This is a genomic window from Roseomonas sp. TAS13 (genome assembly GCF_001950415.1).
Classification (GTDB): domain Bacteria; phylum Pseudomonadota; class Alphaproteobacteria; order Acetobacterales; family Acetobacteraceae; genus Roseomonas; species Roseomonas mucosa.
The window spans coordinates 1-897 of sequence record NZ_BDLP01000728.1 but is presented as its reverse complement, the minus strand read 5'-3'; the positions used below and the strand labels follow the sequence as shown (position 1 = coordinate 897).

Annotated in this window: 1 protein-coding gene; it reads left to right on the top strand. The window is 73.0% G+C overall.

The features are described from left to right. On the top strand, nucleotides 1-819 hold an 819-nt coding region (locus ROTAS13_RS27625; protein ID WP_075823714.1), incomplete at its 5' end, for a 2OG-Fe(II) oxygenase. Between the last annotated feature and the right edge of the window lie 78 nt (nucleotides 820-897).

Sequence of the window (897 nt, the reverse complement as noted above, 5' to 3'; positions counted from 1 at the left end):
GCGCTGTCCCGCGTCTTCGATCCGGAACGGCAGCTCGCCGGCATGCTGGGCCTGGGGGCGGAGGGCGGCGCCGCGGTGCTGCTGGCGCGCGGCAAGATCGGCCATGTCGCCGCCGGCCCCGGGGCGCTGGAGGAGGTGCTCGACACGCTGGTGCCGCCCGCCCCGCCGGTGCTGCGCAGCGCCCCGGCCCCGGTGCTGATCATCCCCGACATCCTGGAGCCGGCGCTGATCTCCGCCCTGCTGCGGCACTGGCAGGCCGGGGAGAAGATGAAGGACCGCGTGGCCAGCGCCGCCGGCGCCGCCAGTGCCGCCGCCAGCATCAAGCGGCGCGCCGATGTCGCGCTGGACAACCGACAGCTCTATGCCAGTTTCGCCGAGCGCCTGAAGCGGCGCGTGCTGCCGGAGATGATGCGCGCCTTCCGCTTCCGCGCCGCCAGCTTCGAGCCGCCCCGCATCGGCTGCTACGATTCCGCGGATGCCGGGGCCTTTGGCGCGCATCGCGACAACCGCACACCCTTCACCCGGCACCGCCGCTTCGCGCTCAGCCTGAACCTCAACAGCCAGGGGATGGACTATGACGGCGGCACCATCGCCTTCCCCGAATTCGGCCCCGACCGGTATGCGCCGGAGGCCGGCGGCGGTGCGGTCTTCTGCTGCGACCTGCTGCACGAGGCCCTGCCGGTCACGCGCGGCCGCCGCTTCGCGATCTTCACCTTCCTCACCGATGCCGAGGGCGCGCAGGCGGAACAGGACATGATCCGCCAGCGTGGCGCCGGCCAGGGTGCCAACCTGGGGGGCGCCGTCCGGATGCAGGGCTGAACCGCCCCGGCCCGGCGCCCTCCCCGGCCGTCACGCTGTCTCTTGATCACATCTACGCACAGCTCCACCGTAAGGCGA